Below are 21,958 nucleotides of genomic sequence, written 5' to 3'. Positions count from 1 at the left end.
CTCAGGTCCCGGAAAGAGTCTTCTTGAAATGGCTGTCGGAGTCCGCTTGCGGCGCTAGTGGCAGGCTGATGCTGACCTCTGCGCCGACCGGCTGACGGTTGTTGATGCTGATGCGCCCATGATGCTCATCGACGATCTTCTTGACGATCGCCAAGCCGAGTCCGGTACCACGCGCCTTGGTCGTGACGTAGGGCTCGAAGACGCGGGCGATGATCTCGGGCGGAAACCCGGGCCCATGGTCCTTCACCACCAGCTCGGCCATGTTCTCTGCGCAGCGGGTGACGATGACGACACATGGCGCAGCGGCCCCCTCCTGGGCCTCTTCGGCGTTGCGCAGGAGATTGTGGATGATCTGTCGCAACTGGGTGGCGTCGCCGAGAACCAGCGGCAACCTGAGGTTGAGCTTGCGCTTGATGTGCACGCCGGAGGTCTCGTAAAGGCCGAGTACCTCGGCGATCAGCGCATTCAGGTCGACCGCCGCCAGGTCGGGTGCCGGCAAACGCGCGTAGTCGCTGAAATCGTTGACCATGCGCTTCATCGCCTGCACCTGGGTGATGATCGTTCGCGTCGCCCGGTCGAGCATCTCGGCGTCAGCGCCACTCAGGTGATCGGCAAGCTTCATCTGCAAGCGCTCGGCGGAGAGCTGGATCGGCGTCAGCGGGTTCTTGATCTCGTGCGCCAAACGGCGCGCCACCTCGCCCCAGGCCGCGCTGCGCTGCGCGGCGATCAGTCGCGTGACGTCGTCGAACACGACGACATAGCCTCCGTGTGACTCGGCGGGCAGTTCGGTGCCACGCAGGAGCAGAATCTGCGGCAGGCCACCGGCGTGATCGAGTTCGATCTCTTCCTGCCATTCGCGACGCTCGTGGTGGACGAAGGCGCGGTCGATCGCCTTCCCGAGCAACTGCTGGCGCACCCAGAGATCGGCCGGCTGACCCAGCAAGCCGTCGAAATCGTCAGACAGGATGGTCGACGCACCCTGGTTGACGGTTCGCAGGACCAAGCGCCGGTCGAAGACCAAGACACCGGCCGAGAGGTTGGCGAGGATCGATTCGAGGTAGGCGCGAGCCGCTTCCAGTTCGCTGCGGTGGCGCTCGCTGTCGCGCCGCGCCTCGTCGAGCTGGCTGGTCATCTGTTTGAAAGAGCGGGTCAGAACGCCGAGTTCGTCGCGACTGTAGACCGCCTGACGGGGCGTGTAGTCGCCGGCGGCCACGGCCTGCGTTCCCTCGGCGAGAATGGACAGCGGCGCCGACAGGCGACGGGCAAGAACGAAGGCCAGGGCGATGGCCGTGAACAGTGCCAGCAGCACCGTCAACGTCAGGGTCATGGCATAGATGCGGGTCAGGCCCTCGCGACCCAGCGACAGCTCCTGATAGTCCGCGTACACCGTCTGCACCCGGTCGGCGTTGAGCGCCAAGGCACTTGGGACCGGGTCGATGAGTTGCAGCAAGCGGGTCTCGCCCGCGAGGCCAGCCGGCATGACGGCGACCAGGACGCGCAGCGTCAGATCCTTCTCACCGCTGCCCTCGATGACGGCATATCGGCGCTCCTGGCGGGCCAGGCGGAGTTGCTCGTCGGCCGGCTGCGACGGCAGCAGCGTCGCCAGATCGCCCGTCGCCGTCGCCAGCAGTTCGCCGCTGGTCGAGAACAGCGCTGCCGACTGCACCCCGTGCTGCTCACGCAGCCGATTCAGATCGAGCCGCCGTTGCGTTTCCGAACGATCGGCCAGTTCGAGCGCCATGATCTGTGCCTTCACCGCCAGATCCTCGAGCAGCGAATCCAGCGCGCTGCGTCCGAGGTTGAGACCGGCCTCGAGCGCCTTCTCGACGCGGACATCGAACCAGGTCTCGATGCTCTTGGTCACGAACTGAACCGAAACGGCATAGATCAGGACACCGGGCAACACCGCCATCAGCCCGAACATGATCATCAGGCGCAACTTGAGACGCGAACCGAAGACATGCGCCCGGTGCTCCCGCCAGAGGGCGTGCAACTGCCAGGCGATCAGTGCCAGGAGCGAAAGCGCGACGATGGCGTTGAGGCCGAGCAACCACGGATAGTGGCTGGCGAACAGCGCCGTATTGGCGCTCGCCGAAGCAAGGAGAAACAGCAGGATGCCGCCAAAGGAGGCGGCGGCGACGATCAGGCTCTTCATCTGCTGTCGGAAACGGCGGCGGCGGGTACGGGCACTGCCGAGGGCACCACCGGTACGACGAGTTCCGACGGGGTGAAAATCCATCGCGCCCACTCCGACGACAGATTCCAGTCGCGGTTGGCAAGGGCGTTGACCTGAAAGGTCTTCGGCATCTGGCTCAAGTCGAGGCGCATGCGGACGGCGGCCTGGTAGCTCTCCCCAAATCTTAAGGCACCGCGCTCGAGAACAAGCCAGTTGCGCAGGCGTGACAGGATCCGCTGTGCGTCATCGAGCGAAGTGAAGCTCTGATGCAGGGCGCCGCTCGAAAGGCGGTACTGGCGGGTGAGGGCGTGGTAGGAAAGCTGAAAGGTCTGGCTGCGACTGATCACCTGTTCGTCGAGCCAGTACCAACGCGCCCGTGTCAGTTCGAAGTCGACGACGAAGTACAGTGTGACCCCGCGTGCTATGGCGTCGTCGAGGCGGGCATTCAGATTGATGTTGAAGTCAGCCGACAGCAGGTAGCCTTCGTCGCTGGGCGAAAGAACGGGGTTGCGGACACTGATGTCGGAAGCCAGGATGGTGGAAGACCCGAACAGCAGCAGGCCGCAAAGCCAGGCGTTAAGCAGCCTTCTCCAGTAGCGCATAATAGAATCCGTCATGTTCTTCCCGGGGCAGCAAGCGTTCCTCGGTCAGGCACCTGGCAGCGGCCTGGCGAAAGAGAAAAGCGTCGATCTGCGCCGCATTCTCCTCCTCAAACAGCGAGCAGGTCGCATAGAGCATCTTTCCGCCCGCCTTGAGCAAGGGCCACAGGCCATCGAGGATTTCCCGCTGCAGGTGAACGAACTGCCTGATGTCGCTCTGGCGGCGCAGGTACTTGATGTCCGGGTGCCGTCGCACGACACCGGAAGACGAACAGGGCACATCGGCGAGTATGAGGTCGAAGGTTCGTCCGTCCCACCAATCCGGACTCCGCCGGCAGTCCGCCAGTACCACCGTCGCGGGCAGGCGCAGGCGATGCAGGTTGTCTCTGATCCTTCGCACCCTGCTTTCCTGGACGTCGAGCGCCAGCAACTCGACGTCGGCCAGTTCGAGAAGGTGGCAGGTCTTGCCTCCCGGAGCCGCGCATGCGTCGAGAACGCGTTGGCCCGCCTGTGGCGCCAGCAACTCGGCGGCACGCTGCGCCCCCGCATCCTGGATCGACACCAGGCCATCGGCAAAACCGGGTAACGCGTCCACGGCAACCGCGTCGGCCAGCAACAAGCCAGCCGGGCCGATGGGCCGCGCGGTGAGGCCGGCGGCATTCAGCCTCGCCGCGTACTCCGCGACGCAACAGCGCCGCCGATTGACGCGCAGTGTCATCGGCGGCGGCCGGTTGGCGAAAGCGACGATCCGCTGCCAGCAGTCTGGGTATCCGCGGCGAAGCCGCTTCAACCACCACGCCGGGTGCTGATGTCTCGCCTCCTCGTCGTCGAGCATCGCGCGCTCGAGGTCCTCTCGCTGGCGCAGGTAGTTGCGCAAGACCGCGTTGACCAGTCCCTTGAAGGCGCCTTCCGCCAGTTCGCCAGCCGCCGTCACCGCTTGGTCCACCACCACGTAGGCGCTCTCCGGTCGCGACTGGAGGCGATACAGCGCGGCCAGCAGAAGTGCCTCGGTCTCCGGATGCGGCAACGCCTTGGCGAGCAGGCGGCGCAGGAGGAACTCGCCGCAGCCGTAGCGCCGCAGCGTCGCGTAAGCGGCATCCTGCGCCTCGGCGCGGGCAGAAGCAGGCTCACTGGCCAGCGGCGCCAGAGCTTGCGTCAAACTCCGTCCAACGCGCACGGCAGCCAGGACACGTGCCGCCAGCAGCAGGCTGAAGGCCAGCGAATCGGGTGGCAGCCGACTGGGCTGGCTGGCCGATGCCCCACCGCGAACCCGCTGGGCGCGCGGCGACGGGGCGGCTGTTGGTGAGGGCAAGCGCTGGGTTTTCATCGGCGTTCAAGAGTGCGGCGAGTTTAGCACGATGCCGGCAACTGGCGAGCCGGGCACCGAGGGCCGATAATGCATGCATGCTGCGAACGTCAGGCAAAGCCATCCTGCTGCTCCTGCTGCTCGGCCTCGCGCCGACAGCAGCGGCGTGGAACGCCGCTGGCCATCGCATCAGCGCCATGATTGCCTGGGAGAAGCTCGACCACGCCTGCCAGGCCGCGGTGACGACGATCCTTCGCGGGCATCCCGATTTCGGCCGCTGGCTGGCACGCAGCAAGGACGGTGATCCTGGCCGAAGCGCTTTTGTCGAAGCTTCTACCTGGCCCGACGACATCCGCCGCGACCAGCGCTTCTATACCGCCGGTAACGAGGAACCGACGCCGACGTTGCCTGGCTTCCCGGACATGGAGCGACGGCTCGACTGGCATTACGTCGACCGGCCTCTCGAGGGCGCAACAGTCCGCAAGGCGCCAGCGGGTGACATCGAACGGCAGATCGAGAGGCTGGCCCGGGTGGTCGGCAACCCTCACGCCAGTCCGGCGGAGCGTGCCTACGCTTTGCCTTGGCTGATTCACCTGGTCGGAGACGCGCATCAGCCGTTGCACGCTGCCAGTCGCTACTTGCCTGACGGCAGAAGTGATCAGGGCGGCAACACGGTCCGCATCGTCAATCCGTTCAACACGCGCCACCCCGAGACGACACTGCACCGCTACTGGGACGATCTGCCAGGCCCGCCGTGGCTGCGCGACAGCCGTCTGGCAGCCGCGGTCAGCAGCCTCACGAGCCGCCATGCGCCACCGCCAAGGGAAACGGAGGCGGCGCGGTTGATCGACGAGAGCTGGCGCCTCGCGCGTGACCATGCGTACCCGCCAAGTGGCCAAGAGGTACCGACGATCGGTCACGACTTTCACCGGCAGGCGGTGGAGATCGCCAATCGCCGCGTCAGCGAGGCCGGCTACCGACTCGCCGATCTGTTGCGTACCGTGCTGGCAAGCCGCGAGGCTCCCAGCGGAAAGGCATCCAGGCAGCCGGACATGCGTGGTGTTTCACGTGGAACATGCGTCAGCGGAGACTGAAGACCAACCGGCAGCGCCCTTTATCGAGGCGCCAACAGGCCACTTCAGGGCGCCACCAAGGTGCAGCGGGAGCCAACCCGCACCGCTGTGCCGTTGAGGAAATCTGCTGCCGACATGCGCCGACCCCCTGCCTGCTGCACTTCTTCGATGCGCAGGGCTCCTTCTCCACAGGCAATCAGCAGGCCGTCCCGGCCAGCTGCGAGGATCAGGCCGGGAGAGCCGCTCGCAGCCAGCGGAGTTGCCGCCCAGACCTTGAGCACGTTGCCCCCCAGCATGCAACGGGCCACCGGCAGCGGATTGAACGCTCGCACCTGCCGTGCGAGCTGCGCGGCAGGCTGGCGCCAGTCGAGCACAGTCTCAGCCTTGTCGATCTTGGCAGCGTAAGTAATCCCTTCCGCCGGCTGCTCGCAGCCGGCGAACGGCAGTCGATCGAGCACCTCGAGCACGAGGCCGGCACCCATCTCGGCCAGCCGGTCGTGTAGCGAAGCGGCGGTGTCATCGTCACGAATGTCCTGCACCGCCGACAACAACACCGGACCGCTGTCCAGCCCGGCGTCCATCTGCATGATGCTGATGCCGGTCTCCCGATCTCCCGCCAGAATGGCGCGCTGGATCGGTGCCGCGCCCCGCCAGCGTGGCAGCAGCGAGGCGTGGATGTTGATGCAGCCCCGCAGCGGCAGGTCGAGAATGGCCTGCGGCAGGATCAGACCGTAAGCGGCGACGACCAGGACCTCCAACTCGCGGCAACGAATCTCTTGCTGGACGACCGCGTCACGCAGTGTCGGTGGTTGCAGGAGCCTGAGTCCCGCGACTTGGGCCAACCGCTTCACCGGCGACGGACGCTGGGCCAGACCACGGCCTGCGGCACGATCGGGCTGCGTCAGCACCAGCTCGACCGCGTGGCCGGCTGCCAGCACGGCCCGCAGGGCAACGGCTGCGAACTCGGGCGTCCCGGCGAAGCCCAGCCTCATGCAGTGATCCGTGCCTGCTTGGCCAGCTTGCTACGGATGCGCAACTGCTTCAGTTGTGACAAGTGCTCGACGAATACCCGCCCCTGGAGGTGGTCGATTTCATGCTGCAGGCAGACCGCCAGCAAGCCGCTGGCCTCGACGATCTGTTCCCGCCCGTCGAGGTCACGATAGCGCACCACCACATGCTCGGCCCTTTCGACCCGTTCGTAGATGCCCGGTACCGACAGACAGCCCTCCTCGCACTTCTGAGATCCATCCTGCGCCTGGACTTCCGGATTGATGAGCACGAGCAACTGGTCGCGGGTTTCGGATGCATCGACGACAATCAAACGCAGGTGCACGTCGACCTGTGTCGCCGCCAGACCGATCCCCGGCGCCTCGTACATTGTCTCGGCCATGTCGCGCGCCAGCCGGCGTATGCCGTCATCGATGGCCACCACCGGCGCGGCAACCTTTTTCAGACGTGGGTCGGGGAAACGAAGTATCGGCAGCAAAGACATAAAAAACTTGATCGAATAAGTAACTACGTGCAGAATTTAAGGCAGTGTCTCGACAATGCCGGCGTCCGTGTATCGCACGCACCGGAAGCTTGGCGGCCGGGCTGCCCAATCGCTACGCTCCGACAGGAGCAGTGACCCTGAGTTCCCCCGAGAGTGCGGCTACACGTACGAGGATAACACGATGATCCGCTTCCTGTTCGCCTTCATCCTGGCCACGCTTGGCGGAATGTCCGGCGCCGCCGGTCAAGGCCTCGAGCTGGCCAGCGGTGCTCCCGAAAGACATATCGTCGTCCCTGGAGACACGCTCTGGGGAATCGCCGGCAAGTTCCTCAAGAACCCGTGGGAATGGCCGCTGATCTGGCGCATGAACCGATCCGAGATCCGCAATCCGCACCGCATCTACCCGGGAGACGTCATCGTCCTCGAACGCCACGCCGACGGCACACCATGGCTGCGGCTGCAGAGTGCCAAGCTGCTGCCCCAGATTTACGCCGAGGGGATCGACCCGGGCGTACCGCCGATTCCGCCGAACGAGATCCGCCCTTTCCTTTCCGAGCCGCTGATCGTCGACAAGGACGGACTCGCGAACGCTGCACGCATCGTCGCCCTGCCGCCCGATCGCCTCTTCCTCGGCCGCGGCGATAGGGCCTATGTCGCCGATGCTGATCCCGGCCAGCGCGGATGGCAAATCTACCGCCAAGGCAAGCCCCTGGTCGATCCGGAAAGCAACGAGATCCTCGGCTACCAGGCTTACTATCTGGGCACCGCCCGCCAAGTCGAGCCCGGCAATCCGGCCACCTTCGAGATCTTGACGTCGAAGGAGGAGATCGGACGTGGCGACCGCCTGGTGCCGTTAGTACGTCCGGAGCTGGTTCCCTACGTCCCCCACAAGCCCGATTTTGCGGTCGACGGCCGAGTGATATCGGTCTATGGTGGTGTCGATGCTGCCGGCCGGGGATCGATCGTCGCCATCAACCGCGGCCGCGCCGACGGCATGGAGATCGGTCACGTGCTCGCTCTCGAGCGCAACCGCACGGTCGTCGAGCGCGACGAACACGACGCCACCGTCGTCATCCCGATACCGCCGGAGCGGGTCGGGCTGTTGTTCATCTTCCGCACATTTCAACGGATTTCCTACGGCCTCGTCGTTCAAGCCATCGGTACCGTCGAGGTCAACGACTTCGCCCGCGTGCCGCAGTAATGGGTACCCGGGCAGCCGAGCTGCTGCCGTGGCTACGCCTGACTCTGACCCCCGGAATTGGCGGCGAGACTCAGCGCAAGCTGCTGCGCGCCTTTGGTCCTCCGGAGGCGATCTACAGCGCCGGCCGCTCGGCGCTGGCGGCGGTGGCTGGCGAACGTGCCGCTAGCCTCGTGCTCGACCAGAACGATGCCGAACGAGTCGAGGGCGCCCTCGCATGGTCGACAGAGCCGGCACAGCACCTGGTATGTCTCGCCGATCCCGAATATCCGCAATCGCTTCTGCAGACCCCTGATCCACCCACCCTGCTGTATGTCCTCGGACGCCTTGAACTCCTCAATTCGCCAGCGCTGGCGATCGTCGGTAGCCGCAACCCGACGCCGCAGGGCCTCGGCAACGCCGAGCGCTTTGCCGCAGCGCTGGCCGATGCCGGTCTGACGATCGCCAGTGGTCTCGCCCTGGGTATCGATGGCAGCGCGCACCGGGGTGCGCTCGCGCGATCGGGAAACACCGTCGCTTTCATCGGGACCGGTATCGACCGTGTCTACCCCGCCCGCAATCGGGAGCTGGCGCGAGAGATCGGTCACCGCGGTGCGATCATCTCCGAGTTCGCCCTCGGGACACCACCAGCGGCGGCCAATTTCCCACGTCGCAATCGGCTGATCGCCGGCTTCTCGCGCGGCACACTGGTAATCGAAGCGACCGTCGACAGCGGCTCGCTGATCACCGCCCGCATCGCTGCGGAACAGGGGCGAGAGGTCTTCGCGATCCCGGGATCGATCCACTCGCCCCAATCGCGCGGCTGCCATCTGCTGATCAAGCAGGGAGCGAAGCTGGTGGAAACCGTCGCCGACGTCCTGGACGAGCTGCGCTGGAGCACGACGAGAGAGAACTCGGCAACGACCACAGAAGCAGCAGCGGACGCGCCTGCTGACACAGCCACCGACGCCGGCCTCCTCCTGCAGTCCGTCGGTTTCGATCCGTTCAGCCTTGACGAATTGCTCACACGAGCCGGCCTGACCGCTGAGTGTGCCGCTGTGGTCTTGCTCGAACTCGAGCTGCAGGGTCAGATCGCCAGCATGCCGGGCGGCCGCTACCAGAGGCTGTCGGCCCCATCGATCAGCGGCCGCTCTTAGCTCACCCGGCGCAGCTCTTGGCCGGCGCCGCGCGGGCTTCCAGGGCAAAACCCGTCGCGGACACCGACACAGAAGGAATCGGCGCCGGCGACTACATGCCCGTCATCACAGCGCCCTGCCGACAACAACCGGACAGGAGCGATGCCGGCTACCGGCCGGCTGCGCGCCGTGCTCGCTTGCCAAGCGCGGCGAACTGCTCTTATCATCGTCCGCAAGCAGCTCGGCTGCAGCGTACCCCGAAACCCCACATTCGCCCCCCGTGCGGCTGACAGAGACCCCGATGAGCAAGAAACTGATCATTGCCGAGAAGCCGTCCGTCGCCGCTGACATCGCGCGCGCTCTGGGCGGTTTCGTTCGCCATGAAGACTATTTCGAGAGTGACGATTACGTTCTTTCTTCGGCCATCGGCCATCTGCTTGAACTGGCCTGCCCCGCCGAGTATGAGGTCAAGAGGGGCAAGTGGTCCTTTGCTCACCTGCCGGTGATTCCCCCGCATTTCGCGCTGCAGCCGATCGCCAAGACGGAAGCCCGCCTCAAGTTGCTGCTGCGTCTCATCAAACGCAAGGATGTGGTCACACTGGTCAACGCCTGCGACGCTGGTCGTGAAGGCGAGTTGATCTTCAACTACATCAGCCAGCACGCTGGCAGCGGCAAGGCCATTGAGCGGCTATGGTTGCAGTCGATGACGCCACAGGCGATCCGGGAGGGTTTTACCCGACTCCGCCAGGGCAGCGAGATGCACGGGCTGGCGCAGGCAGCGGTCTGTCGTTCGGAGTCCGACTGGTTGGTCGGCATCAACGGCACACGGGCGATGACGGCGTTCAACTCGAAGACCGGCGGCTTCCACCTGACTACCGTCGGGCGCGTCCAGACTCCGACGCTCGCGCTGATCGTCGACCGCGAGGACCGCATCCGCAAGTTCAGGCCGCGCGCCTTCTGGGAGCTTGAGGGGAGCTTCGCCTGCGCAGCAGGGGAGTACCGGGGCAAGTGGTTCGACGAGAAGTTCCAGGGCAAGGACGACGATGAACACGCCCGTGCCGACCGGCTGTGGGACGAGGAGCGGGCAACGGTCCTGCAACGGAAGTGCCTTGGCAAGCCGGGCAGCGTCGGCGAGGAATCCAAGGCATCGAGCCAGGTCTCGCCCCTGCTCTATGACCTCACGAGCCTGCAGCGCGAGGCGAACAGCCGCTTCGGCTTCTCGGCCAAGGCTACCCTTGGGCTGGCGCAGGCACTGTATGAGAAACATAAGGTCCTCACCTACCCGCGCACCGACTCCCGCGCCTTGCCCGAGGACTACCGACCGACGGTGACCAGCACGCTGGCGATGCTCGCCGGTGATGCGGGCAGCAAGGCGCATGCCGAGGGGCTACTGGCGCGTTATGCCCCCTTTGCGCAGACGATCCTTGAACGTCACTGGGTGCAGCCCAACAAGAGGATTTTCAACGACGCCAAGGTCGCCGATCACTTCGCGATCATTCCAACGTTGCAGGCTCCAAAGCACCTGTCCGAGCCCGAGTCGAAGCTCTACGACATGGTCGTCAAGCGATTCCTTGCCGTCTTCCATCCGGCGGCGGAGTACCAGATCACTACCCGCATCACCCGTGTCGAGGGCGAGCCCTTCAAGAGCGAAGGCCGGGTTCTCGTCAATGCCGGCTGGCTGGCCGTCTATGGCCGCGAGGCGCAGGAAGGCGAAGAGGGCAACCTGGTAGCCGTCGCGCCAGGCGAGATGGTACGCACCAGCGACGTGGTTATCGCCGGGCATCAGACCCGCCCACCGGCCCGCTACTCCGAAGCCACGCTCCTGACGGCCATGGAGGGCGCTGGCAAGACCATGGACGACGAGGATCTGCGTGCGGCGATGGCTGGCCGCGGTCTGGGTACACCCGCCACCCGCGCCCAGATCATCGAGAACCTGTTGGCGGAACAGTATCTGCTGCGCGAAGGTCGCGAGCTACTCCCGACTGCCAAGGCCTTCTCCCTGATGACGCTGCTCAATGGACTCGGTATCCCCGAGCTGACCGCACCCGAGCTGACCGGTGAGTGGGAGTGGAAACTGGCACGAATGGAGCGTGGGGAAATGACGCGCGTCGACTTCATGCGCGAAATTGCCGAAATGACCCGGCGAATCGTCGACCGCGCCAAGAGCTACGACAGTGACAGCGTTCCCGGTGATTTCGGCGAGCTGGCGGCTCCCTGCCCCAAATGTGGCGGGGTCATCAAGGAGACGTACAAGAAGTTCCAGTGCCAGGCCTGTGACTTCTCGCTTTGGAAGATCGTCGCCGGGCGCCAGTTTGAAGCGCTCGAGATCGACGAGCTACTCGAGCAGCGGCGCATCGGCCCCTTGACCGGCTTTCGCAACAAGCTCGGCCGCCCGTTCAGCGCGATCATCCTGCTCAATGATGAGAATGCACCCGTTTTCGATTTCGGCCAGGGCAGCACCAACGACGATGGCAGCGCCGAGGAGCCGGACTTCTCCGAAAGCGAAGCGCTCGGTGCCTGTCCCAAGTGTGGTGCTCGTGTCTTCCGGCACGGCGTGGCCTACGTCTGCGAGAAGTCCGTCACCGCAGGCCGAATCTGCGACTTCCGCTCGGGTACCGTCATCCTGCAGCAACCCATCGAACCCGAACAGATGCGCAGGCTTCTCGCAGACGGACGTTCCGAGCTCCTGCGAGGATTCGTATCTGCCCGCACCCGCCGCAAGTTTTCCGCCTATCTCGTCCGTACGACCGACGGCAAGGTCGGTTTCGAGTTCGAGAAGCGGGAAGCAAAGCCGACTGCAGCGAGGGCACGCGGTGCGGCCGGCAAGACTGCTGCAACGACAGCGGTCGCGACCGCCGAGACGCCGCCAGCACGACGCCGAAAGTCTGTCGGCTGAACGACCGGCGGCTAACACAGGTTATACGCCTGTTCCACGTGAAACACCGGTTCCCGACCTCCGTCAGACGATGAGCACTCCCGGTGGTGGGCAATCGACGATCGCGGCACGCAGGACATCGATCGCCTGTGGTCTTGGAAACGTCGCCCGCCACGCGATCACCACCTTCCGTACCGGGACCGGCTCGCTGAACTGGCGCACGCTCAACAGGGAATCCTCACCCGGCCAAGACGCCGCTGCCGACGCCGGAACGACCGAAATCCCGGCACCACTGGCTATCATGTAGCGCACAGTCTCAAGCGAACTGCCTTCCAGCGAGCCTTCGGTCCCGCCGGGCCCCGACAGTTGCGGACAGGCCTGTACCACCTGATCCCGAAAGCAGTTGCCATTGCCCAACAGCAGCAGGTTCTCGGCGGCGACCTGCCGGGCGTCGATCCGCTCCTGCTGCGTCAGAGGATGCTGCGGTGGCATCACGACGCAGAAAGGCTCCTCGTAGACCACTCGCGAAACCACCCCAGGCTCGGCGAACGGCAGGGCGACGACGATCACGTCGAGATCTCCCCGCCGCAGCTGCCCTGCCAGATTGACGGTGAAGTTTTCCTGCAGGTAGAGCGGCATCCGGGGTGCGCGCGCGTGCAGCGCCGGGATCAGCCGCGGCAGCAGATAAGGTGCCACCGTATAGATCGCGCCAAGCCGCAATGGCCCCAGCAACGGATCCTTGCCCTGCGCCACGACCTCCTTCAGCCGCGCGGCCTCCTCCAGTACCCGCTCCGCCTGTCGCGCAATCTGCTCACCCATCATCGTCAGGCGTACGTCGGCCGAGGAACGCTCGAAAAGAACAACGCCATGCCGCTGCTCAACCTTCTTGACGGCCACCGACAGGGTCGGCTGACTCACGTGGCACTTTTCGGCTGCATGCCCGAAGTGTCGTTCACGCGCCAGTGCCACGATGTAGCGCAGTTCGGTCAGGGTCATTTCCCGCCTCCCACGGAACGGGCATCACTTCGGCACCGGGCGCAGGAAACCCCAGCGAAAACTGCAGCTGCCGGCATCAGCACGACAGCGACCGACGCCAGCGATCTCGTCACGATCCTTGCCCTCCCAAAGTCGCCGGACGGTCACGGTGCACCGCTCCACCGCATATCGCCGTCAGGCTGCCGACAGCAAGAAGATCGAGGTCAGCCGCCTCGAGCCAGATCCACTCCCCCGCGCGCAGGTCTGGCGGCAGCACGAAACCGCCTATGGACACCCGATGCAGACTTTCCACCCGGTTACCCACCGCCGCCAGCATCCGCTTGACGAGGTGGTAGCGACCGAGCGTCACGCTCAAACGCAGCTGTCTGTCGTCCAGGCGCTGGCAGCTCACCGCAGCCACCGGCCGGGCTTCATCGCGCAGCGTCACACCGGCGAGCAGGGCCCGCACTTGCCCGTCATCGACCACGTGCCGCGTCCTCACCTCATAAACCTTCTCGACGAGCTTGCGGGGTGAAGTGTAGCGGTGAACGAAGGCGCCATCATCGCTCAGCAGCAGCAGACCCGTCGTATCCTGGTCGAGGCGGCCAACCGCCTGTACACCGCGCCTCATCAATGGCAGCGGCAACAACGAGTACACGCTCTGATGCTGTTGTGGCCGATGCGAACACTCGTAGCCCGCTGGCTTGTGCAGCGCCAGATAGGCCGATTGGCGATAGCGCCAGCAGACATCATCGACCGAAAAGACCAATCCGTCGCTTTCGTACGGCCGCGCCCAGTCCGTGCACCGCCGACCATTCACGCACACCCGGCCGCTGGCGACCAGCGCCCGACACTCGGCGCGACTGCCAAAACCCTGCGACTGCAACAGGCGAGCGAGCTCCATCACGCTATTGTCATTCGATCCCGTACCTGCAACAATGGCTGTACGGTTCACGACCCAAGGAGACGCAAGCGATGCTGGTCACGTTCACCTCAAGCACCTCCGGCCAGATCATGATGTTCGCCGCCATCGCACGACAACTCCTGGAGTCCATCGGCAAGGACTGCAGCGCGCGCGGCGTCATCACCACCGAACAGCTCCCCGAAGCAATCACACGTCTGCGCCAGGCAGCCGCCGAGCATCGAGCCACGCCACCGGCCTCATCGGGCGACGACGCCGGACGCGCGAGTACCGTCGGCGACGACGATGAGGCACGGCCCGTCGGTCTCGGCCAGCGAGCGTTTCCATTGATCGAGCTCCTGCAGTGGACGCAACGGGAAGAGGGCTTCGTACTCTGGGAGGCCGCGACGGCCTTTTAGACTGCTGCACGCCGGTTGCATGCCATCGCCCTCTACCCTTCAGACCTTGTGATACACCTCTGCTCCGCTCCTGACGAACTCGATCGATTTCTCCTCCAACCCTCTTGCCAATGCCTCTTCGTCGCTGAGACCCTCAGCCAGAGCGAACTCCCGTACCTCCTGGGTGATCTTCATCGAGCAGAAGTGTGGTCCGCACATCGAGCAGAAGTGCGCCACCTTCGCTGACTCCTTGGGCAGCGTCTCGTCATGAAACTCGCGCGCCTTGTCCGGATCGAGCCCAAGGTTGAACTGATCCTCCCAGCGAAACTCGAAGCGGGCCTTTGACAGCGCATTGTCGCGAATCTGTGCGCCAGGGTGGCCCTTAGCCAGATCCGCAGCGTGCGCGGCGAGCTTGTAGGTGATGATACCGGTCTTGACGTCATCCTTGTCCGGCAGGCCCAGATGCTCCTTCGGCGTGACGTAGCAGAGCATCGCCGTGCCATACCAACCGATCATTGCCGCCCCGATGCCGCTGGTGATGTGATCATAGCCTGGGGCAATGTCCGTGGTCAGTGGTCCGAGGGTGTAGAACGGCGCCTCGCGGCAGCACTCAAGCTGCAAGTCCATGTTTTCCTTGATCATCTGCATCGGCACGTGACCCGGGCCCTCGATCATCACCTGCACGTCATGCTTCCAGGCGATGTCGGTCAGCTCGCCCAGGGTCTTCAGCTCGCCCAGCTGCGCCGCATCGTTGGCGTCATGGATCGACCCGGGCCGCAGGCCGTCGCCAAGGCTGAAGGCCACATCGTAGGCCTTCATGATCTCGCAGATCTCGTCGAAGTGCGTGTACAGGAAGCTCTCGCGGTGGTGCGCCAAGCACCACTTCGCCATGATGGAACCGCCACGCGACACAATCCCCGTCAGCCGTCCAGCTGTCAGAGGCACGTAGCGCAGAAGCACGCCGGCATGGATGGTGAAGTAATCGACGCCCTGTTCAGCCTGCTCGATCAGCGTGTCGCGAAAGATTTCCCAGCTCAGCTCTTCCGCCTTTCCGCTGACTTTCTCCAGTGCCTGGTAGATCGGCACCGTGCCGATTGGCACCGGGCTGTTGCGGATGATCCACTCCCGGGTTTCATGAATGTTCTTCCCGGTCGACAAGTCCATCACCGTGTCGCCACCCCAGCGGATCGCCCAAGTCATCTTCTCGACCTCTTCCTGGATGCTCGATCCAAGTGCCGAGTTGCCGATATTGGCGTTGATCTTGGTCAGGAAGTTGCGGCCGATGATCATCGGCTCGCTTTCCGGGTGATTGATGTTGCAAGGTATGATCGCCCGGCCGCGAGCCACCTCGGAACGGACGAATTCGGCCGTGATCTCCTCCGGAATGCTTGCGCCGTGGCTGTTGCCGCGATGCTGACGACAGAGTATTTCCGCCAGCCGCTGGCCTTGCGGCCCGGCCTGACGCAACTGCTCGACATACTGCTGTCGATTGCCGTTCTCACGGATGGCTACATACTCCATCTCCGGCGTGATCATGCCGCGTCGCGCATAGTGCATCTGGCTCACGTTGCCACCCGGCTTGGCACGCAGAGGCTTCCTCTGCAAACCGGGAAAGCGCAGCTCGTCCAACGCCACGTCAGCGGCCCGCTGCCGCCCAAACTCCGAACTCAGTCTTGCCAATGGTTCGCTGTCGCCACGTTCAGCGATCCACCGCGCGCGCAAGGCTGGCAAACCCCGACGAATGTCGACACGCGCCAGTGGATCCGAGTACGGACCGGAGCAGTCATAAACGTAGATCGGGGGATTCTTCTCGCCGCCGAAAGCGGTATCGGTGTCCGCCTGTGTAATCTCGCGCATCGGCACGCGGATATCCGGTCGACTGCCAACGACGAAAATCTTGCGTGAGTTTGGCAGCGGCCTGATCGCCGCCTCATCGACATGCGCCTCAGCGGCCATGAACTTCTCGTTAGCATTCATCGTTCTTCCTTGCAAAGGCGAATGACGGGCCTGGCGTTGCAATTTCTGGATGCAAGGGCTTGACCGGGCGCCCGGGACAAAGTTTCATTCCGCATTCCGCTGCTCCCCGACAGGTGGACGGATCATTGCCACCTGTGCGCGCCATCAGTCGGGCTGCGCCGTCGGTGCTGACGGGGTCAGCCGGCAACCACCAACCTGCACTGCCAACTTAATTGATTTGCTGATCCTTGGCAAGAATGCCAGCGGCGCCGAGAACCGCAAGAGCTGGCGTCCCCACGGGGATTCGAACCCCGGTACCTACCGTGAAAGGGTAGTGTCCTGGGCCTCTAGACGATGGGGACCCGGATCAATGATCTTTCGCTGCGCTGGTGGAGGTACGCGGGGTCGAACCGCGGACCTCTTGCATGCCATGCAAGCGCTCTCCCAGCTGAGCTATACCCCCGCTCGAAAGAAGCGGCGATTATAGGGTTCGGCCAAGGTGTTGTAAAGACAGCCGCACAGCGTCCCACGGCGTCTCAAGGGGACTCCCTGCGCCAGCCCGCGAGCACCGCTGCCGTGTCTACCAGCTCGCTTTCGCCGGCAGCCGCGAGCAGCAGTCGAAGATTGCGGCGACGGAGACTCCGACTCAGGCGCCACGGTCGCAAGCGGGCATCGCCTATGTCGATGAGGCCAAAGCGGCCATCGGGCAGATGAAGGACGTTTCCCAGATGCAAAGAGCGGAAGTAGATCCCCTTGTCATGCAGCTCGATGACGAAACGGGTAAACGCGGTCCGCAGCGTCTGCCTTCTGTTCGCGTCCATTCCGGCCCGCAGCAGTTGCCGCAGGCTCACCCCCGGCAGTGGCTGGTAGTGGACCGCGTCACGAGCGACGGACGGTATCCGCATGAGATCGATGATCTCGGGTACCGCTATTCCCCGCCGGCGCATGGCCACGGCGTTGTCGGCAAACCGCCGTGCATACGGGTACCATGCCGCTGAAGACAACAGCCGCTTGCGACGAAAGAGCTTGAGAATGGTCCCGTCCGCCAGACGCAGGACCTTGTCGCCAAAACTGTCGGCTTCCAGCACCTCGGCACCGGCTCGCAGCCGCTGGTATTCCTCCGCTGTGATTCTCTTCACTTGCGCGCCACCTCCGACGGTGAAAAACCTTCCGATGCACCACTCACCTGCCCGCGTGGCGTTGACTGCTCTACGCGCCGCGCAAGCCATTGTTGCCCGCATCTGGAAACTGCAATTGACCGTAGAATGACTTCTTTCCCTGCGGCCATTCGACGATGAACTTCATGCATGCACTAACCTCGGCCTGGAACGAGCGCAACAGTCTCCTCTGTGTCGGCCTTGATCCCGACCCTGCGCGCCTGCCCGAGCATCTCAAGGGCCAAGCGGACGCGATCCTGCACTTCTGCCGTGCGATCGTCGACGCGACGGCCGATCTGGTGTGTTGCTTCAAGCCACAGATTGCCTATTTCTCCGCTTGCCGCGCCGAAGAGCAGCTCGAAGAACTGGTGGCCCACATCCATTCACGTCATCCTGGCGTACCCGTGATCCTCGATGCCAAGCGGGGAGACATCGGCAGCACCGCCGAACAGTACGCGATCGAAGCCTTCGAGCGCTACCAGGCTGACGCGGTCACGATCAATCCCTACCTCGGACGCGACTCCGTGGCTCCGTACCTGGCGTATCGCGACAAGGGTGTCATCCTCCTCTGCCGCACGTCGAATCCGGGCGGCAGCGACCTGCAATTTCTCGACGTCGGCGGAGAGAAACTCTACGAGCACCTTGCCCGCTTGGTCAGCGACGAGTGGAACGAGGGCGGTCAGTGTGGCCTCGTCGTCGGTGCCACCTTCCCGCGCGAGATCGCCCGCGTCCGCGAGCTGACCGGAAACATGCCACTTCTCGTTCCCGGTATCGGCGCGCAGGGCGGCGACATCGAAGCGACCGTCCGTGCAGGATGCAACAGCAATGGCAACGGGCTGATGATCAATTCGTCGCGCGCCATTCTTTACGCCAGCCGCGGCGAAGACTACGCTGCCGCCTCGCGGAGCGTTGCGCGTGAAACCCGTGACGCCATCAACCGCCATCGCCCGTCGACATCCGTGGCAGCCTCGCCATGAGCGGGCTGTACAACTGCCTTCGGCAGACCGTCCCGCCGGACCCAACCGGGATCGACCCGTCGATCAGACGTCGATGTTGCGCGCCGCCAATGCATTCGTCTCGATGAAGTTGCGTCTCGGCTCGACCAGTTCGCCCATCAGCGTGCTGAAGATCTCGTCGGCACCGATCGCGTCTTCGACCTGCACCTTGAGCAAGCGGCGCACTTGCGGGTCCATCGTCGTTTCCCATAGTTGCTCCGGGTTCATCTCGCCGAGACCCTTGTAGCGCTGCTTGCTGACGCTTCGCTCGACCTCGCCCAGAAGCCATTGCATGGCCTCGGCAAAGCTGCTGACGCTCTTCTTCCTGTCGCCGCGGGCGACAAAGCCGCCAGGGCCGAACAACCCAGCCAGGATCTCGGCAGTCTTCCGAAGCTGCGCGTAGTCACCGCTGACCAGCAGGTCGTCGTCGATCACCCCGAGCTTCAGATTGCCATGCAGGATCTTTTCGAGCCGCAGTTGCCAGCGCTCGTTGACCGAATCATAGCCGGCCACGATGTTGATCTCCGACCGGCTGTCCAGTGCTGCCATCAGCGTCCTTGCCGTTGCCACGGCGGCTTCTTCATTGGCAAGCTCAAGCTTCAGGTTGCCGTCGATCAGGGCATGCAAGACTTCCGGGTTGATCAGATGCGACAGTCGGTTGATCACTGCCTCGGCGAGCAGGTACTCGCGTGCCAGCTGCTCGAGTGCCGTGCCGCCGATTGCCGCAGCACCAGCCTGCGGCGTGAGCGCTGCTCCCTCCAGCGCCAGGGTGAGGAGAAACTGTTTCAGCGCCTGGTCGTCCTTGATGTAGCGCTCGACCTTGCCGTGCTTGACCTTGTAGAGGGGTGGCTGAGCAATGTAGATGTGTCCACGTTCGACGAGCTCCGGCATCTGCCGGTAGAAGAAGGTCAGCAGCAACGTCCGGATGTGCGCTCCGTCTACGTCTGCATCGGTCATGATGATCAGCCGGTGATAGCGCAGCTTCTCCGGCTTGTACTCGTCCTTGCCAATCCCCGTACCCAGGGCGGTGATCAGGGTGGCGATCTCCTGCGACGAAATCAGCTTGTCGAAACGCGCCTTCTCGACGTTCAGGATCTTTCCCTTCAGCGGCAGGATCGCCTGGAACTTCCTGTCCCGACCCTGCTTCGCCGATCCTCCGGCTGAATCACCCTCCACCAGGTACAGCTCGCAGAGCGCCGGATCCTTTTCCTGACAATCAGCCAGCTTGCCCGGCAAACCGACACCATCGAGGAGGCCCTTGCGTCGCGTCATTTCCCTCGCCTTGCGGGCCGCATCGCGTGCCCGTGCCGCCTCGACGATCTTGCCCGTAATGACCTTGGCGTCGATTGGCCGCTCCTGAAGAAATTCCGCCAGTTTCGCGGCCACCACTTCCTCGACTGCCGGGCGTGCCTCCGACGACACCAGCTTCATCTTCGTCTGCGAGGCAAACTTCGGGTCGGGCATCTTCACTGACAGCACGCAGGCAAGTCCCTCCCGCATGTCGTCGCCGCTGATGTCCACCTTCGCCTTCTTGGCGATCTCGTTCTCTTCGATGTAGCGGTTGATGACGCGTGTCATCGCAGCGCGCAAACCGGTCATGTGCGTACCACCATCCGCCTGTGGAATATTGTTGGTGAAACACAGGACCTGTTCAGCGTAGCTGTCGTTCCACTGCATCGCCACCTCGACGCTGATCGCTCCGCCGGCCGTGACCGACTCGCCCGCAGCATGGAAGATGTTCGGGTGCAAGACGCTTTTCGTGCGGTTGATGTACTCGACGAAGCCCTTGACACCACCGAGAAAGGCGAAGTTCTCCTCCTTGCCCGTGCGCTGGTCGTTCAGCCTGATCTTGACACCATTGTTGAGGAAGGACAGCTCACGCAGCCGCTTGGCGATGATCTCGTAGTGGAACTCGACGTGGCCGAAGATCTCCTCATCAGCCATGAAGTGCAGTTCCGTACCGCGCTTCTCCGTCTCGCCAACCACCCGCAGCGGTGAAACCTCGATGCCGTCGCGCACTTCGACCAAGCGGTCAAGCACCGCCCCGCGCCTGAATTCGATCATGTGCTTCCAGCCATCACGGCGGATGATGAGCCGGAGCCAGCGGGACAGTGCGTTGACACAGGAGACACCGACGCCATGCAGCCCACCGGAAACCTTGTACGAATTCTGGTTGAACTTCCCCCCTGCGTGCAGCACGCACATGACGATCTCGGCCGCCGAGCGCCTCGGCTCGTGCCTGTCGTCGAGCTTGATACCGGTCGGGATGCCCCGCCCGTTGTCGCTGACGGAAATCGAGTTGTCGGCATGAATGGTGATCACGATGTCATCGCAATATCCTGCGAGAGCCTCGTCGATCGCGTTGTCGACCACTTCGAAGACCATGTGGTGCAGACCAGTCCCGTCCGAAGTGTCGCCAATGTACATGCCCGGCCGCTTGCGAACGGCCTCCAGACCCTCCAGTTGCTGAATGCTCGACTCGTCGTACGTCTCCGTCTGCTGCTTCTCTTCATTCATGATCAACCCGCCATTCTGCCGCCGTTCAACCTCTCTGCCAAGCTCCGAGCTCCTGCCGCTGCGATTCAGATACGCATGGGCATCACCACATACTTGAAATGATCATTCCCCGGTATGGTCAACAGCGCACTCGAACTGGCATCGTTGAATCCCCAGTCGATCATCTCGCCAGCACTGTTGTTCAGGACATCCAGCAGATATGAGACATTGAAGCCGACATCGAGAGGCTCGCCACTGTACTCGACCTCGATTTCCTCCTGCGCTTCCTCCTGCTCGGCGTTGGCGGCGATGATCTTCAGGCTGCCCTCGCCAAGAACCAGGCGAACACCGCGGAACTTTTCGTTGGTCAGGATGGCTGCCCTGACCATCGACTGCAAGAGGACACTCCGCTGCACGCGAATGACGTCCTTGAGTGTCATCGGTATGACTCTTTGATAGTCCGGGAACCGGCCGTCGATCAGCTTCGATACGAGGCTGATCTGCCCGAAGCGGAAACGGATCTGGTTCGTCAGGATGTCGATCGTCAAGGGCTCGTCCGTATCGGCAAGAAGACGGTTGAGTTCCACCACGGTCTTCCGCGGCAGGATCAACTCCTGGCGGACGTCGCTGCCCTCGCCGCTGCCACCCGCTCCCTCGGCAAGCGACATGCTGGCATAAGCAAGCCGATGGCCATCGGTTGCCACTGCCCGCAGTTGACCATCGGCGAGCAGCAGCAGAAGGCCATTGAGGTAGTAGCGAACATCCTGCGTCGCCATCGAGTAGTGGGTCTGCGCAAGCAGTTGCCGGAATTCCTTCTGCGTCAGCTTCAGGCTATGCGCGTCCTCCTGCTGCGACAGGCTCATGCTCGGGAAATCCTCCGCCGGTAGCGTCTGCAGGTTGAAGCGGCTCCTGCCCGCCTTCACCTGCAAGCGCCTGTCCTCGAGTTGCAGGCTGACTTCCGCCGTTTCCGGAAGCGATCGAAGAATCTCCTGCAACTTCCGCGCTGCCACGGTCACCGCGCCCTCACCTTCGCCTCCGACATCGGCGGTCGAAGTCGTGATCTGGATCTCGATATCGGTAGCCAGCAGCGTCAGCACCTCGCCACGCTTCTCCAGCAGGACATTCGACAGGATGGGCAATGTGTGGCGTCTCTCCACGATCCCCGAAACTGCCTGCAACGGTGCCAGAAGAACGTCTCGCCGTGTTTTGATAAGAAGCATATATATCTCAATCCTATAAAGACCAA

At 63.7% G+C, this 21,958-nt stretch carries 17 protein-coding genes and 2 tRNA genes; 6 read left to right on the top strand and 13 right to left on the bottom strand.

Annotated elements, in window-relative coordinates; translation table 11 throughout:
- Window position 1: 1 nt before the first annotated feature.
- From V5B60_RS05395 to rsmB, 3 genes are read right to left on the bottom strand one after another with little or no spacing between them, the layout of a single operon-like run.
- A complete protein-coding gene (locus tag V5B60_RS05395) occupies window positions 2–2,155 on the bottom strand; it encodes a sensor histidine kinase (RefSeq protein WP_332346005.1) in 2,154 nt (717 codons plus the stop codon).
- Window positions 2,152–2,778, bottom strand: coding sequence for a DUF4390 domain-containing protein (locus V5B60_RS05390; protein ID WP_332346003.1), 627 nt, complete (start codon window positions 2,776–2,778; stop codon window positions 2,152–2,154). The genes V5B60_RS05395 and V5B60_RS05390 overlap by 4 nt, the downstream gene beginning before the upstream one ends.
- A complete protein-coding gene (gene rsmB, locus V5B60_RS05385) occupies window positions 2,753–4,102 on the bottom strand; it encodes a 16S rRNA (cytosine(967)-C(5))-methyltransferase RsmB (protein WP_332346001.1) in 1,350 nt (449 codons plus the stop codon). The genes V5B60_RS05390 and rsmB overlap by 26 nt, the downstream gene beginning before the upstream one ends.
- Before the next feature lie 77 nt (window positions 4,103–4,179).
- Between rsmB and V5B60_RS05380 the strand changes: the two genes are divergently transcribed.
- Entirely contained in the window at window positions 4,180–5,175 is a 996-nt protein-coding gene (locus V5B60_RS05380) for a S1/P1 nuclease (RefSeq protein ID WP_332345999.1), read from the top strand.
- Between the two features lie 44 nt (window positions 5,176–5,219).
- Here the strand turns inward: V5B60_RS05380 and fmt are convergent, their stop codons facing one another.
- Both fmt and def read right to left on the bottom strand, forming a co-directional pair.
- Window positions 5,220–6,146 carry a methionyl-tRNA formyltransferase gene (gene fmt, locus V5B60_RS05375; protein WP_332345997.1) on the bottom strand — a complete coding sequence of 309 codons (927 nt, stop codon included), beginning with the start codon at window positions 6,144–6,146 and terminating at the stop codon, window positions 5,220–5,222.
- The gene (gene def, locus V5B60_RS05370; RefSeq protein ID WP_332345995.1) at window positions 6,143–6,646 is read right to left on the bottom strand and encodes a peptide deformylase; all 504 of its coding nucleotides are present in this window, start codon (window positions 6,644–6,646) and stop codon (window positions 6,143–6,145) included. The genes fmt and def overlap by 4 nt, the downstream gene beginning before the upstream one ends.
- 181 nt (window positions 6,647–6,827) lie before the next feature.
- Between def and V5B60_RS05365 the strand changes: the two genes are divergently transcribed.
- The 3 genes from V5B60_RS05365 to V5B60_RS05355 all read left to right on the top strand — a co-directional run bounded on the left by V5B60_RS05365 (window position 6,828) and on the right by V5B60_RS05355 (window position 11,855).
- Window positions 6,828–7,847: a LysM peptidoglycan-binding domain-containing protein gene (locus V5B60_RS05365; protein WP_332345993.1), complete on the top strand. Its 1,020-nt coding sequence runs from the start codon at window positions 6,828–6,830 to the stop codon at window positions 7,845–7,847.
- Window positions 7,847–8,980 (top strand): DNA-processing protein DprA, encoded by a 1,134-nt coding sequence (dprA, locus tag V5B60_RS05360; protein ID WP_332345991.1) that lies wholly within the window; start codon window positions 7,847–7,849, stop codon window positions 8,978–8,980. The genes V5B60_RS05365 and dprA overlap by 1 nt, the downstream gene beginning before the upstream one ends.
- A gap of 280 nt (window positions 8,981–9,260) precedes the next feature.
- Window positions 9,261–11,855: a DNA topoisomerase III gene (locus V5B60_RS05355; RefSeq protein WP_332345989.1), complete on the top strand. Its 2,595-nt coding sequence runs from the start codon at window positions 9,261–9,263 to the stop codon at window positions 11,853–11,855.
- A gap of 63 nt (window positions 11,856–11,918) precedes the next feature.
- Here V5B60_RS05355 and V5B60_RS05350 read toward each other — a convergent pair whose 3' ends face one another.
- Together V5B60_RS05350 and V5B60_RS05345 are read right to left on the bottom strand one after the other, a co-directional pair.
- Window positions 11,919–12,830, bottom strand: coding sequence for a hydrogen peroxide-inducible genes activator (locus V5B60_RS05350; protein ID WP_332345986.1), 912 nt, complete (start codon window positions 12,828–12,830; stop codon window positions 11,919–11,921).
- A gap of 109 nt (window positions 12,831–12,939) precedes the next feature.
- Window positions 12,940–13,713, bottom strand: coding sequence for a 16S rRNA pseudouridine(516) synthase (locus V5B60_RS05345; RefSeq protein ID WP_332350429.1), 774 nt, complete (start codon window positions 13,711–13,713; stop codon window positions 12,940–12,942).
- A 71-nt stretch (window positions 13,714–13,784) separates the two neighbouring features.
- On the opposite strand from V5B60_RS05345, the gene V5B60_RS05340 reads away from it, so the two are divergent.
- Window positions 13,785–14,129 (top strand): DUF1840 domain-containing protein, encoded by a 345-nt coding sequence (locus V5B60_RS05340; RefSeq protein ID WP_332345984.1) that lies wholly within the window; start codon window positions 13,785–13,787, stop codon window positions 14,127–14,129.
- A gap of 39 nt (window positions 14,130–14,168) precedes the next feature.
- Here the strand turns inward: V5B60_RS05340 and thiC are convergent, their stop codons facing one another.
- From thiC to V5B60_RS05320, 4 genes are all read right to left on the bottom strand, one after another.
- Window positions 14,169–16,085 (bottom strand): phosphomethylpyrimidine synthase ThiC, encoded by a 1,917-nt coding sequence (gene thiC, locus V5B60_RS05335; RefSeq protein WP_332345982.1) that lies wholly within the window; start codon window positions 16,083–16,085, stop codon window positions 14,169–14,171.
- A gap of 265 nt (window positions 16,086–16,350) precedes the next feature.
- Window positions 16,351–16,426, bottom strand: a tRNA-Glu gene (locus V5B60_RS05330).
- A gap of 25 nt (window positions 16,427–16,451) precedes the next feature.
- Window positions 16,452–16,527: transfer RNA gene (locus V5B60_RS05325), tRNA-Ala, on the bottom strand.
- A 73-nt stretch (window positions 16,528–16,600) separates the two neighbouring features.
- Window positions 16,601–17,203 carry a toluene tolerance protein gene (locus V5B60_RS05320; RefSeq protein WP_332345980.1) on the bottom strand — a complete coding sequence of 201 codons (603 nt, stop codon included), beginning with the start codon at window positions 17,201–17,203 and terminating at the stop codon, window positions 16,601–16,603.
- Window positions 17,204–17,358: 155 nt separating this feature from the next.
- Here V5B60_RS05320 and pyrF point away from each other — a divergent pair, with 155 nt between their 5' ends.
- Window positions 17,359–18,198 (top strand): orotidine-5'-phosphate decarboxylase, encoded by an 840-nt coding sequence (pyrF, locus tag V5B60_RS05315; protein WP_332345978.1) that lies wholly within the window; start codon window positions 17,359–17,361, stop codon window positions 18,196–18,198.
- Between the two features lie 63 nt (window positions 18,199–18,261).
- On the opposite strand, the gene gyrB is transcribed toward pyrF, so the two are convergent.
- A complete protein-coding gene (gene gyrB, locus V5B60_RS05310) occupies window positions 18,262–20,733 on the bottom strand; it encodes a DNA topoisomerase (ATP-hydrolyzing) subunit B (protein ID WP_332345977.1) in 2,472 nt (823 codons plus the stop codon).
- Between the two features lie 65 nt (window positions 20,734–20,798).
- Window positions 20,799–21,932, bottom strand: a complete 1,134-nt coding sequence (gene dnaN / locus V5B60_RS05305; RefSeq protein ID WP_332345976.1) for a DNA polymerase III subunit beta — start codon at window positions 21,930–21,932, stop codon at window positions 20,799–20,801.
- Between the last annotated feature and the right edge of the window lie 26 nt (window positions 21,933–21,958).

The sequence above is a fragment of the Accumulibacter sp. genome (assembly GCF_036625195.1).
Taxonomy (GTDB): Bacteria; Pseudomonadota; Gammaproteobacteria; order Burkholderiales; family Rhodocyclaceae; genus Accumulibacter.
This window is presented reverse-complemented; position numbering and strand designations above follow the sequence as displayed.